The organism is Flavipsychrobacter stenotrophus, from assembly GCF_002954265.1.
Lineage (GTDB): Bacteria > Bacteroidota > Bacteroidia > Chitinophagales > Chitinophagaceae > Flavipsychrobacter > Flavipsychrobacter stenotrophus.
The window spans coordinates 395,391-408,012 of the sequence record NZ_PPSL01000005.1; the positions used below are offsets into that span (position 1 = coordinate 395,391).

A 12,622-nucleotide genomic window follows, 5' to 3' on the forward strand; every position below is an offset into this window, starting at 1 on the left:
AGAGAAATTTCCCTTTTGATAACTGCTCCAGAAAAACTTCATTGATAAGACAATCTATTTGTGTCATTATTGTTATTAGTTAATATATCTCAATCAGAAAAAATCAAGGCATGCCTTACGACATCTTGCAATTAAATGATATGCTCATACCCGAGCTGTTAGACGTAGCCGACAATCTTAAAATTGATAATGCCCGCGGTTACGACAAACCAGCTCTCATCTATAAAATACTCGATCAGCAGGCCCTTAATGATAAGTCAGGTGAAGACCAGGCAAAGAAAAAAAGAGCACCAAAAGCTAAGACAGCGCCTGTAGCCAAAACGGCTGCTCCTGTTCAGAAAGCCGCTCCTATAGCTGCTCCTGCTCCGGAAATTAAGGAAGAAGTTGTTGCAGACACATCCGCAGATCTGTCAACAGAAAAGAAAAAAAGAGGACGTAAACCAAAAGAGCAGAACGAAGAAACACCTGCTACTCCGGTACTCACTCAAGAAACTCATACTCCTGCCGCTCAGCCCGCAGTTGCACCAACTCCCTCACCTGCACCCGCACAACCTATACAGGCAGCACAAGGTCAGGGTCAGCCAATGCAGCGCCGCGAACCTCGCCAGCACGAGCCAAGAAGAGAATTCAGACAAAACAGCAATAACCCCAACAATCCTAATCAGCCAAGGCAGTTCAACCAGCCTGCTCCTGCTCAACCAAGAACAGAAGCAACTGCAGCTACATCTGCACCAACTCCCGCTCCTGCTCAGCCACTACCTGCAGCAGAAAGCAATGAGCCGGTAGTAGAAAGCACAGGTATTACAATGCCTACCGCCGATACATCTGATGTTCAGGCAGCTGAAATTGAAAAGCCTGTTCAACCGCAGAACCAGCAGTTCAACCGCCCTCGTCGTGAAGAAAGGCAGACAAATTTCAATCTCGATTTCGATGGTATCGTAGCCAGTGAAGGTGTATTGGAAATGATGCCTGATGGCTATGGTTTCCTACGCAGCAGTGATTACAACTACCTCAGCTCACCCGATGATATTTATGTATCTCCATCTCAGATCAAGTTGTTTGGTTTGAAGACCGGTGACACAGTTAAAGGAACAGTAAGACCACCAAAAGAAGGTGAAAAATATTTCGCTCTTCTTAAGGTAGAAACCATAAATGGTAAGTTACCCGACGAGATCCGCGATCGCGTTCCTTTCGATTACCTGACTCCATTGTTCCCTTACGAAAAGCTGAACTTAACAACAACAGCAAGCAACTATAGCACACGTATCATGGACCTCTTTACCCCTATAGGTAAGGGCCAGCGGGGACTGATAGTAGCACAGCCAAAAACAGGTAAGACCATGTTGCTGAAGGAAGTGGCCAATGCTATTGCAGCCAACCACCCGGAAGTTTACCTGATGATAGTACTGGTAGATGAGCGTCCTGAGGAAGTTACAGATATGCAGCGTAGCGTACGTGCAGAGGTTATCGCATCGACATTCGATGAACCTGCTGATAAGCACGTAAAGGTGTCTACAATTGCTTTGCAGAAAGCTAAGCGACTGGTAGAAGTAGGCCACGATGTGGTTATCCTGCTCGACTCTATTACCCGACTGGCTCGTGCACACAACACTGTAGCGCCATCAAGCGGTAAGGTATTAAGTGGAGGTGTGGAAGCAAACGCTATGCAAAAGCCAAAACAATTCTTTGGTGCGGCACGTAAAATAGAGAATGGTGGTTCACTCACCATCCTGGCAACGGCCCTTATTGAAACAGGCTCTAAGATGGATGAAGTGATCTTTGAAGAATTCAAGGGTACCGGTAACATGGAGTTGCAGTTGGATCGTAAACTATCTAACAAACGTATCTTCCCGGCTATCGACATTACTTCATCTTCTACACGTAGAGATGATCTGTTGATGGACAAGGACGTGCAGAACAAGATGTGGCTGCTCCGCAATCATATCTCCGACATGAATGTTGACGAGGCAATGAACTTCCTCCTCAAACAAATGAAGGGCACCCGCAGCAACGAAGAATTCTTGGCGATAATGAACAAATAAGACAACATCATTTACCATTTATACAACAGGCAATTACGAAAGTAGTTGCCTGTTTTTTTAATAAAAACTATGCATTAATTGTAGGCGCTTGTTTTTCCCACCACCACTTCCCTCCGGCTCCCATTAATCACTAAAAAAAACTATATTTGCTTTTCATAGTTATCATCTGAAATGTCATCTTTTTTACGCTCATATATAAGAGTGGTCGGCTTGCTGTCTGTTCTTTTCCTATCATCTGTATCATCATATGCATCGCATATTTTCGGTATGGATCTTTACTATACCAATATAGGTGGTAATGTTTATACCATTACACTTGCTGTCTACGGAGACTGCTCAGGAGGTTCATTTTTCAACCTATCCACCTCGTCTCCCACAATTGAAATTTACAATGGCAATACCTTTCTCAATAATCTTTCGTTAACGGTACAGCCTCCCAGCAATGGTATCGAAGTTTCACCGGTATGTCCGGCGCAGGCAGGCAATACCACATGTACCAACATTACCAGCACCCTACCCGGCATAAAAAAGTTTATCTACTCCGGTAATGTTACCCTACCATCAACCTCTACGGTCTGGCGCTTCCTGTTCAATGGCAATATGGGTGGCACTTCCTCAGCAGGCAGAAGTAATAGTATTACTAATGTCAACATACCTGGCGGTGGTTCTACCATACAACTGATAGACACGCTGAATAATACCATCGGAGGTAATTCCAGTGCTCAATATAATACCATCCCTACTCCGTACTTCTGTGTCAATACACCTGCCAATTATAATCCTGCAGCAGTAGATCCGAATGGCGACGTACTTTCTTTCGATCTTGTTCCGGCTATTGATGCCGGCACTGGTGTAAGCGTAAACTACGTGTGGCCTTATAATGCAGCAGCTCCGCTGGGTGTTAGCGCAGGTACTTTTTCATTCAGTAGCAGCAACGGACAATTATCATTTACACCCAACATTGCGCAGCGTGCCGATGTAGTATATAATGTACGTGAACTGGTAGGCGGCGTGCTTAAAGGTACCAGTCAAAGAGAGATGACCATAGTGGTACTCAGCCCTTGTTCCAACAATCCACCTACAGGCAGTATGAGTGCGGCAAGCGGAGGCACAATTGTTGGTGCTACTCAACTAAATATCTGCAACAATGCAGGGCTGTTCACTTTCCATGTCAACCCTACCGATGCAGATCTGGACACCATAACTATGACCAGTAGCGGCTTGCCGGCAGGAGCCACTTTTTCTGTCATCAACAACAGCACCATAGCACCGTTAGGTACATTCCAGTGGAACGCCAGCACAGCAACACCGGGCACCTATACGTTTTATATCACTTACCAGGATAGAGGCTGCCCTTTATCCAGCCGACAGTCCATAGCCTATACGATCAATATTCTCCCTGCCCCTACCGAAACAGTCACGCTCATTTCTGCTGCCACTTGCACTCGCAAGGCCGTATTTACGGTAACGCCGGGCACCACATCATCTCCATATATTATCAGCATACTACAGGGAGCAACTACAGTACATAATTTCACGGGCGTTACAGGCACCATTACGGACAGTCTCCTTCCAGGTACTTATACTATCCGCACCTACAACAGCGTTTCTTGCTATAAAGACACCACTGTAACGTTTGCATCACCGCCCTTACCTTCAGGCACATTTGTTATCAATCCACCGTTGTGCCCCGGTGCACTTAATGGCTTTATCTCAGTAACAGGTATACTTGGCGTCAGTCCATATCAATATGCGCTTGGCACCGGCAGTTATGGCACTACTGGTACTTTTACTGGGTTAGGCAGTGCTATTTACACGGTCCATATTAAGGACGTTAATGGCTGTATCAAAGACACTTCAGTATTACTCCCTTCTCCTGCCCCTATATTAGAGACGTTGAATATCCGCCGCTCCACTTGCAATGGTTATGCAAATGGCAGGGTAATTGTAAATGCATATAACAGTGTAGGGCCTTATACCTACGCTATTGGCGCAGGCCCTTATAGTACCAATGATACGTTCACCAATCTTACTGCCGGCACTTACACGTTCCACGTAATGAACGGAAATGGATGTATTGATGATACAACTATTACTTTCGTCGATTCTCAATACCTGCATGCCTCGGTAAGTGTGCCACCTATATTATGTAACGGAGGAACTACATCGGTTACTATTACAGGCATTGGTGGATTCGGCACACCTTATTCTTATGCTTATAATGCAGGTGGTTTTGGCCCGTTCAATTCATTTACACTCGGTGCCGGTAGCTATACGCTACATGTTACAGATCCGCAAACGTGCTTCTTCGATACCATAATTTCACTTGTACAACCATCACCTGTTGTTATTACCACAGGTACTGTCGGTGTTGGTTGTTATGGCGGCAATACCGGCATCATTACTGTAACTGCCAGCGGCGGCACTCCATCCTATACTTACGCGGTTGATGCAGGAACATATGGCACTTCCTCTACAATTGGTGGACTGACAGCAGGGCCGCATACAGTAAATGTAAAAGACGCCAATAACTGTGTTTATTCTTCTACCGACACAATTATACAACCCACTGCTGTCTCTGCCGACTCTGTTATTATGCAGATACCGCTTTGTAATGGTGGCAATAACGGCATTGCCACTATCTATGCCTCAGGCGGTACACCTGGATATACTTATGCTATCAATACAAGTACCTATGGCGCGTCAAATACTTTTACAGGGTTAACAGCCGGCACTTATACGCTGCATATAAAAGACGATAACGGCTGTATAAAAGATACTATCGTTACCCTGGCCAATCCTCCGGGAATGACGCCGGGCGCAACTGTGGTACAATCACTCTGTCAAAACCTATCCAACGGTCAGGTTACACTTTCCGTATCTGGCGGCACACCGGCCTACACTTATGCAGTCGGTGCCGGTACTTATTCCTCATCGCCTGTATTCGCAGCACTGGCAGCAGGTACTTATGTATTTCACATTAAAGATGCCAACGGTTGTATTAAAGACACATCAGTAACAGTAACCAACACTACACATATCACAGGTACATTCCTGTTCACGCCTCCGCTTTGTAATGGCGATGCCAATGGCGCTATTACGGTAAATGGAGGATCCGGTATATCTCCATATACCTATGCTTTTGGCACAGGCAGCTATGGTGCAACTAATGTATTGTCATCTATCACAGCAGGATCGTACATCTTCCATATCCGTGACGTGAACGGATGCATCGGCGATACTACCGTTTCACTTACCCAGCCAAGTATCGTATACCCGTCCGTAACCATTACACCACCTTCATGTTTTGGCTATAGCGATGGGGTTATAAATGTAAGTGCGTCTGGCGGAACACCCGCTTATACATTTTCCCTCAACAATAATGCATTTGTTGGCATCACTACCTATATCGGTCGCACAGCGGGTGTAGATACCATCAGGGTCAAAGATGCCAATGGTTGTATTCATGATACCGTGTTTACGATCGGTCAACCTACCCCGCTAGTGATCACCGGCATTGTTATCTCCAATGTGTCGTGCAATGGTGGCGCTAATGGCATGATCACTGTTGCAGCAACAGGTGGCACTCCGGCATATCAATATGCAGCCAATGCAGGTACTTACCAGGTAAGTAACACCCTCACAGGCCTAACATCCGGAGCTCAGGTGATACACGTAAAAGACACTCACGGCTGCATTACTGATTCTTCTGCCACCATCACGCAGCCGGTCAACCTGGCTATTTCCGGTGCTGTTGTAACTAATCCTACCTGCGAAGGGTATACCGATGGTGTTATAATTATTGGCGTTGGCGGTGGTACTGCACCATATCGCTATTCTAAAGACAATTTAGTGTTTACCAATAGTTCTTCATTTACAGGATTAACAGAAGGTACATACACTATCTTCATTACCGATACCAACAACTGCACTGCCGATACTACTATTACGCTTATCGGCTTCCCTCATATTTTCATTGATAGTTTCACAGCTACTGCCGCTACATGTACAGGCAAGAATGATGGCGGATTAATAGTATACGCAAGCGGCGGTAATCCACCGCTTACCTATTCCCTTAGCGGCAATGCGCCCACTACACCACCCAATATTTTCACCTCGCTTTTCGCGGGCAATCATACCATCACTATTACTGATAGCCGAAACTGCACAAAGGACTCTCTGATAGTTATCGGCCAGCCCGACACATTTAAGGTATTGACCAACATCACCCCCAATGACTGTGTAGGCGCAGATGATCGCGGTGGTATCGTTGCCGCTATTCAAGGTGGTACAGGGCCGTTTACTTTCTTGTGGAGTGTAGACTCTAATACTAATTCATACGTAACCGGGCTACCTAACGGAGTCTATACTGTGAAGGTAAAAGACCATAACAACTGTGAAGATTCAGCTACTGCAACTATACTCTATGACGACTGTTGTACTCCCTATCTCCCCAATGCGTTTTCTCCTAATGGCGATGGCAAAAATGATGTCTACCGAATGGTTTATAAAGGCGATATCCGCATCATTGAATTCTCCATTTACAACCGCTATGGCGAACGTGTATTTACTACAGAATATGATGAGCGCGGCTGGGACGGCACACTCAAAGGTGAGCCATGCGATATAGGTTCATACTTCTATTACATACGCCTGCTTTGCGGCAACCGCCACAATAAAATACTCGAATTCAAAGGTGATGTTACCCTCGTAAAGTAATATCTTCTTAATAGCAATTCAGTCCACATAAGGCACACCTTGGAGGTGTGCCTTATGTTTTACCCCCATTTTCACACATTCACATTCTCCCCATTTTCACACTTAATTGAGCCATTCAGCCATTTCGCAATTCAGCCACTAAATTTTAACAGTACTATGCATTGCATAATACTATCCTTTACCTACCTTTGTTTTGAAATCGAAGAGGAATGGCTATTGAAAACACAGAATCACAAATGCGCAAGGGCTTGTTGGAGCTATGCATCTTTGGCATCATTAAGAAGCACAAGGAAGCATATCCCAGCGATATTCTGGAGCAATTGAAAGAAGCAAAACTGGTAGTGCTGGAGGGAACTTTATACCCACTACTCACCCGCTTAAAGAATGCGGGCATGCTCACCTACAGGTGGGAAGAATCAACATCAGGGCCGCCACGCAAGTATTATGCTCTTACCGATGAAGGTCTGGAATTTTATAAACAACTCCGTACCACGTGGGATGAATTAAGTAAAGCAGTAAACGATTTAACAGACACCATATAAAACACACACACTTATGCAACGCATTATCCAGATCAACATTGCAGGTCGCGTCATACCTATTGAAGATGACGCATACAATATGCTTAAAGACTACCTCAGTGCCCTCGAACGCCAGTTCGTAGGTGCAGATGGTAAAGAAATAATTGAAGACATTGAAAACCGCATTGCCGAATTATTTATGATCAGGCAGCAGAGTGGCTCCGCGGCTATCGACAGATCAGACGTACAGATGGTCATAGCAAAGCTTGGTGCCCCAACAGACATTAACGATGGCCATACACAATCATATTCTTCCGGCAGGCAGTCGGCAGGCTATTCCGGCCAAAGCACCTACAGCAGGCAAAATTATTATGTGCCTCGCAAAGACCGCCTCTTCCGCGATCCTTACAATAAAATGATAGGTGGTGTATGTAGCGGCCTGGCCCATTATTTCGATGTCGACACAGTGATCATCAGGCTTATCATGGCCGTATTGTTCCTGATGTTTGGCGTTGGTTTCCTGGCGTATATTATAGCATGGGCCATCATTCCACAGGCACGCTCGCTTGAAGAACTTAACTACGGTACACCAATGTCCTTTCACGATATCACCCAGAATGTTGGTGAAGAATTGGAAGATCTGAAGAAACGTGGTGAACAAATGAGCCGTGAACTAAAAGACTTTTTCAGTAAGAAAAAATAGTTGCCCGCAACTGGCAAAATAAAGATAAAGCACTTCATATGGGGTGCTTTATCTTTTGTGGCACGTTAGTAAGAATGATTAATTTTGTCAAAATATACAATCTACCAAACGCACTATAATGCTCCAAAGAATACTCCTCTTCCTTTGCCTGTTGATACCCTCATTTTGCTTTGCACAAAACGACACCACGCAGTATTTCGACAGCAAATGGCTGATCAGCGACAAACAGCACGCTATGTACTATCGTGTCTTTACTAAGGCAAATGATTTGTACAAGGTAGAAGACTTTAAGATCGACGGAAAGCTTATTGTTAGCGGGTTTGCAGACACTGTTGACATAGACATTTCTTACAATCGCCAGGGAAAACACACCTACCTCGCCTCTACCGGGCAAAAAATAAAAGAAGGAAACTATAGAGATGGACTGCACGACGGGCAATGGTCATACTATCGCCTGCCAGCCGAAAGCCTGGATAGAACGGAAAGTTATATAAATGGTGCAATAGCGCATGCTACCGGGTACGACAGCGCAGGAAAAATAACCAGTGAAACAAGCTATAAGGATGGGAAAAAAGATTCCATCATCACATATAAATACCACCCAAATGGCAAATTAAGATCTGTATCCACCAGTGTTGATCAGAAAACCATAAAAAATAGTTACTACTCAATAACGGGAGAAGACACGACGTGCGAGACTAAGAAGAGTGGCGTGGTTTACCAGTTTGTAGAGCAAATGCCTTCTCCGCCATACGACATGATCCAGTATCTCAGCAATAACATCACTTACCCCGAAAAGGCTCATAAAAAAGGTATACAAGGTCGGGTTGCCATCTCATTTATTGTAAATAATGATGGGAGCATCACAGACGTTACAGTGGTACAACCTGTAAGCCCCGATATCGACGCAGAAGCTGTTAGAGTAATATCAACCATGCCCAAATGGAGGCCAGGTCGACAAAATGGCAAACCTGTAAGTGTCATCTACACACAACCAATCAACTTCAAGTTAAATTAAACCCATTGCATAAACCACAAATAATAACTTCCATTTAATCCTCAGAATATACTTTTGAATAATCCTCATCCGGTATCTGTATGAAAAAGCTATTCTTATACTTCGTCTTGTTCTGTGGAATGCTCGGGACGGTAAAGGCACAAACTAACACAATTGAAAATGTGATCATTGTAACCACCGATGGTTTCCGCTGGCAGGAAGTGTACAAGGGTATGGACTCTGCAATTGCATCTGACGCACGTTTCAATCAACAGGATAGTACAGGCATCTTCAAAAAATATTGGGTACCCACCCCACAGGAACGTCGCAAAAAACTGATGCCATTTTTGTGGACAACATTGGCTGAAGAAGGACAATTGTATGGCAACCGTGATTTACAGTCAAATGTCAATAATGCCAACCCTTACTGGTTCTCCTATCCGGGCTATAGCGAAATATTTACAGGCTTTGTAGACACAGCCATAAATACAAATGCTTACCCGCCCAATCCCAACACCAATCTTTTGGAATTTTTGAACAAACAGAAAGCCTTTAAAGGCAGGGTAGCTGCCTTTGGCGCATGGAATGCGTTTGATAGGATCCTTAATGAAAAAAGAGCGGGTTTTCCTGTGATCTGTGGCAAAGACAGTTGCGGCGGCAGCCACACCGACGTTGAGCAACAGCTCATTAATAAAATGAAACACGATGAGTATAGCCCGTTTGGTGATGAAGAACAATTAGATGTGTTCACCCATTATGCTGCACTTGACTATCTGAAAAAACAAACTCCAAAAGCCCTGTATATCTCTTATGGAGAAACCGATGAATGGGCTCACCATGGTCACTACAAAGACTATCTTGATGCTGCAAACAGAGTGGATAAATGGATAAGCGAGATCTGGAATTATATACAAACAAACCCTCATTACAAAGACAAAACACTATTGTTGGTGACTGTAGACCACGGTCGTGGCCTAAACGAACAATGGACAAGCCACAATAACAAAATACCTAACTCCAATGAAATATGGTTTGCCGTAATGGGACCAAATATGACACCAGCAGGTGAAATGAGCAATACACCGCAACTATATCAAAAGCAATTAGCACAAACGATCGCACAAATACTTGGATTTACCTTTACAGCCGAACATCCGGTTGCTGTGGGTTTTAAGGAGTTATTAGTGAGATAATTATCCTGGTTAGCACTATTGGTACCCCAGTTTCCTCAATGCTTCAGCTATTTCTTTTTCACTTCTATATTTTGCTTTGGTGGGCTTGCCAGCTGTCACTCCTTCAAATCCTCCTTCTATTTTAGTCGCCACCTCATCAAGTTTCTTCATTTTTGCAGGAACAACTTTAGCCACATCATCGTATACCCTGTTTACATACAATGTACCCGTTGCCTGTTTATCTTTCTTTGTTACTGTAGTCATTACGATCAGCTCTTTCACATTATCTGAGTCTGCATTGGCCCAAAACACACCTACAATTTTTTCCTGTACACCGTCAGTGCTAAATGTATCAATCAATATACGTTTATAAGTATCCTTTGCTGTAGGTACAAACAAATAGCCCAGTGTACGAACGCATTCCTTGGGTTGCACACCTTCCTCATCTGTAAAGTATTTTTGTGTATAAAATGCTGTTACAGCCGGTGTCTTTGTCCATTCGCTTGTTTCAAAGATCTTCGTTTTCATCTCATCCTGAAACCCACAGTACAAAGGCCTTGCTCTTACAACAAACTGTAGATTAGGCTCACCGGGTATTCGTTTTACTATCTGCCATATTGCTTTTACGCTCTGCACATTGGTTTCAGGGCTTGCATAATATTCATCAGTATTATTCTCAAGACATTTGTTGATCCTCATATCCCATAGATGCTGCTTGGCTACATCATCCGTCCCATTAGGATTTACTTCGGCATCATAGGTCTCTTGTGTCTTGTGATATTTCGCCATCAGGTCGTCATACACCTTATCAATTTCCGCTCCGTATTTATCACCACTATAATCTCTTGATGAAAGTTCAGCCTGTAGCTTATTGGCATAAGTCAGTGCAATATCATAATGGTCCTGCTCGTGGATGAGTACATAATCAGAATGCATCTCTTTGGTAGACTCCCTTACAAATGCCCTGCTTTGGAACGCGCACTTAACATGAAAGCTAAATTTGACTCTACCATTGTCCTGCGTCTCTCCACTATCAGCTTTAAAATAAATACTCGGGCATACATAAGCACGCGCTTCAAGATTCCGCTCAGCAAGCTTTTCAGCATGGTCTTTATCCTCTTTGTTCTGGAAGTCATTCCAGGTCAATGTACGATAGTTAATAATTTTACCCTCGGGAGCGATCCACTCCTCTTGCGCATAAGTAACAGTGGTAAACAAAAAACATAGTAATAGTAGCAATAAGCGCATAGATCCTGAAATTTTCATTAAATGTAATCTTTCATTGCAAAAAAGAAAAGCGCCCTTGATCAGAAAGATTAAGGGATATTAACAAGAAATTCGTTGGCAACGCATTTCCAGGTAAAAGTCTGCAAATGGAATGCCAGCTTCACTCTGCCGAAAATACAAATTTCCATGGAACGGACTTTGTACACAATATACAAACAAGCACACATGACTAACGAAAACAAAAAGAATATTGCCAGAGTAATACTTGGCGCAGGGTTAATCTTTGCAGGCATCAGCCACCTAACTACTGCACGGGAAGAATTTAAGGCCCAGGTCCCCGAATGGGTTCCGATACCCGTAGATGATACTGTTGTATACTCAGGAATAACTGAAATAGCACTAGGTAGCGCAATAGTATTAGCTAGCAAAAAAAACAGAGCGACAGTAGGCAAAATTGCTGCAACATTTTTCATCGCAGTATTCCCGGGAAACATTGCCCAATTTGCGCACAAACGTAATGGTTTCGGCCTCGATACAGACAGAAAAAGAATGATAAGATTATTCTTTCAACCAGTACTCATCTACTGGGCATTGAAGAGTACCAGCACGGATGAATAATAGCTCCAAACCTTTTGCCACCTAACGGCGCAATAACATGAAATGCGGAAGGTTGCTTATATAAACATCCGATACCTTCAGCATCGTGCACCTATAATCATCTACTTTACTATAGACATCTGATACCTTCGGCATCATTACATGTAATGCAAAACCATATATTACTAAACAATAAAATACAACACAACATGAGCAGAAGCTTAGCTATGGCCAAAAACGGCAGCTCGCTTGGGCTTGTGCGTGGGCGCGTTTTTTTAGCCTGGGACTTTCTTTGGTACTTTCTTTTTCCTATTGAAAAGAAAGTACGCACGGGTAGGATACAGAAGTAGGAAAAAAGCGGCGGATCGCTAATCAAATAAAAAGATGAGAGCAAAAAAGATGGAGAAGGGTATAAAGCAAATAACCCTTAGCAAGTTAATGCTAAGGGTTATTTAATAAACCTACCTAACGGCAGGCAGGTATGGTAACTACGTACATTGCCGGAATGGCTATAAACGAAGAATGCCCCGTCTTTCGACAGGGCATTCTAAATAAATATGGCAACTACCTACTCTCCCACATTGTTGTGTAGTACCATCGGCCATGGGGGGCTTAACTGCTCTGTTCGGAATGGGAAGAGGTGA

Annotated in this window: 9 protein-coding genes and 1 rRNA gene; 8 read left to right on the top strand and 2 right to left on the bottom strand. The window is 43.8% G+C overall.

What is annotated here, in order from left to right:
* The first annotated feature begins 110 nt into the window (after positions 1-110).
* The 6 genes from rho (at position 111) to CJD36_RS18410 (ending at position 10,175) form a co-directional block, all read left to right on the top strand.
* On the top strand, positions 111-2,042 hold the full coding sequence (rho, locus tag CJD36_RS18385) for a transcription termination factor Rho (protein ID WP_105040661.1): 1,932 nt from the start codon (positions 111-113) through the stop codon (positions 2,040-2,042).
* 171 nt (positions 2,043-2,213) lie between these two features.
* Positions 2,214-6,761: a T9SS type B sorting domain-containing protein gene (locus CJD36_RS18390; RefSeq protein ID WP_105040662.1), complete on the top strand. Its 4,548-nt coding sequence runs from the start codon at positions 2,214-2,216 to the stop codon at positions 6,759-6,761.
* A gap of 209 nt (positions 6,762-6,970) precedes the next feature.
* On the top strand, positions 6,971-7,303 hold the full coding sequence (locus tag CJD36_RS18395) for a PadR family transcriptional regulator (RefSeq protein WP_105040663.1): 333 nt from the start codon (positions 6,971-6,973) through the stop codon (positions 7,301-7,303).
* Between the two features lie 13 nt (positions 7,304-7,316).
* The gene (locus tag CJD36_RS18400) at positions 7,317-7,985 is read left to right on the top strand and encodes a PspC domain-containing protein (RefSeq protein WP_105040664.1); all 669 of its coding nucleotides are present in this window, start codon (positions 7,317-7,319) and stop codon (positions 7,983-7,985) included.
* A gap of 118 nt (positions 7,986-8,103) precedes the next feature.
* A complete protein-coding gene (locus tag CJD36_RS23505; RefSeq protein WP_205685639.1) occupies positions 8,104-9,003 on the top strand; it encodes an energy transducer TonB in 900 nt (299 codons plus the stop codon).
* A gap of 80 nt (positions 9,004-9,083) precedes the next feature.
* Positions 9,084-10,175: an alkaline phosphatase family protein gene (locus tag CJD36_RS18410; protein ID WP_105040665.1), complete on the top strand. Its 1,092-nt coding sequence runs from the start codon at positions 9,084-9,086 to the stop codon at positions 10,173-10,175.
* Between the two features lie 15 nt (positions 10,176-10,190).
* Here the strand turns inward: CJD36_RS18410 and CJD36_RS18415 are convergent, their stop codons facing one another.
* Positions 10,191-11,402: a DUF922 domain-containing protein gene (locus tag CJD36_RS18415; RefSeq protein WP_161499373.1), complete on the bottom strand. Its 1,212-nt coding sequence runs from the start codon at positions 11,400-11,402 to the stop codon at positions 10,191-10,193.
* A 204-nt stretch (positions 11,403-11,606) separates the two neighbouring features.
* Between CJD36_RS18415 and CJD36_RS18420 the strand changes: the two genes are divergently transcribed.
* Both CJD36_RS18420 and CJD36_RS23315 read left to right on the top strand, forming a co-directional pair.
* Positions 11,607-11,999 (top strand): DoxX family protein, encoded by a 393-nt coding sequence (locus CJD36_RS18420; RefSeq protein WP_105040667.1) that lies wholly within the window; start codon positions 11,607-11,609, stop codon positions 11,997-11,999.
* A 188-nt stretch (positions 12,000-12,187) separates the two neighbouring features.
* Complete coding sequence (locus tag CJD36_RS23315; protein ID WP_161499374.1) at positions 12,188-12,328, top strand: hypothetical protein; 141 nt, start codon at positions 12,188-12,190, stop codon at positions 12,326-12,328.
* 205 nt (positions 12,329-12,533) lie between these two features.
* Here CJD36_RS23315 and rrf read toward each other — a convergent pair.
* Positions 12,534-12,622, bottom strand: a 5S ribosomal RNA gene (gene rrf / locus CJD36_RS18430); the annotation flags it as partial.

What these genes read in the sequence shown, in the direction of transcription:
- rho (WP_105040661.1), top strand. Translation starts at nt 111, where the DNA reads ATGCCTTACGACATCTTGCAATTAAATGATATGCTCATACCCGAGCTG.
- CJD36_RS18395 (WP_105040663.1), top strand. Translation starts at nt 6,971, where the DNA reads ATGGCTATTGAAAACACAGAATCACAAATGCGCAAGGGCTTGTTGGAG.
- CJD36_RS18390 (WP_105040662.1), top strand. Translation starts at nt 2,214, where the DNA reads ATGTCATCTTTTTTACGCTCATATATAAGAGTGGTCGGCTTGCTGTCT.
- CJD36_RS18400 (WP_105040664.1), top strand. Translation starts at nt 7,317, where the DNA reads ATGCAACGCATTATCCAGATCAACATTGCAGGTCGCGTCATACCTATT.
- CJD36_RS18415 (WP_161499373.1), bottom strand. Translation starts at nt 11,402, where the DNA reads ATGCGCTTATTGCTACTATTACTATGTTTTTTGTTTACCACTGTTACT.
- CJD36_RS18420 (WP_105040667.1), top strand. Translation starts at nt 11,607, where the DNA reads ATGACTAACGAAAACAAAAAGAATATTGCCAGAGTAATACTTGGCGCA.
- CJD36_RS23505 (WP_205685639.1), top strand. Translation starts at nt 8,104, where the DNA reads ATGCTCCAAAGAATACTCCTCTTCCTTTGCCTGTTGATACCCTCATTT.
- CJD36_RS18410 (WP_105040665.1), top strand. Translation starts at nt 9,084, where the DNA reads ATGAAAAAGCTATTCTTATACTTCGTCTTGTTCTGTGGAATGCTCGGG.
- CJD36_RS23315 (WP_161499374.1), top strand. Translation starts at nt 12,188, where the DNA reads ATGAGCAGAAGCTTAGCTATGGCCAAAAACGGCAGCTCGCTTGGGCTT.